Below are 579 nucleotides of genomic sequence, written 5' to 3' on the forward strand. Positions count from 1 at the left end.
GACTTAATTTTCAATGGCACATCAAGCCGTTGTTTGGTCGTCATCGGCATGCGCTTTCTCCTCTTGTTTTTGGGTTTCTGGCTTAGTGGTCATGTTCATCGGTGTGAGATAAATATCACCACCCTCACGAGGATTTAACTCTTCAAGTTCACGGCACTCATTGGGCGAATAAATTCCCCAGTTAATGCCTGTTGAATAGGCTTCAAATCGCGATTTCATGTCACCACGTAATAAAGCGCCAGTATTAAATTTGGCATAAAAAGCGCCTTGTTTACTGGCTTTTACCAGTCCTGCATTAATGCGTTGCTCTATACGAATAAGGTAAGGAACAAGTGAGTAGTTAATAAAACCAATACCCAAGTTTTCAATGTTATTGAATGTGGCGCGATCTGTGTTTTGCACCATGTGAAGAGGAACACGAAAAATACGGCAAATTTCCTCTAACTGAAATTTTCGCGTTTCAAGAAATTGCGCATCTTCAGCCGATAAACTGATTTGTTGCCACTTCAACCCCATTTCTAAAATCATCGGTTTGTGTGCATTGGCTAACCCTTGGTGCCGTTCACCGAAGTCAGATTT

The 579-nt window shown here is 41.6% G+C and carries 1 protein-coding gene; it reads right to left on the reverse strand.

The window, feature by feature from the left end:
• Positions 1-21: 21 nt before the first annotated feature.
• Positions 22-579, reverse strand: a 558-nt coding sequence (locus ABN217_RS19890; protein WP_349459949.1) for a phage portal protein, incomplete at its 5' end; no start/stop codon positions are given.

The organism is Proteus sp. fly-1067, assembly GCF_040139345.1.
GTDB classification, from domain to species: Bacteria; Pseudomonadota; Gammaproteobacteria; order Enterobacterales; family Enterobacteriaceae; genus Proteus; species Proteus vulgaris_B.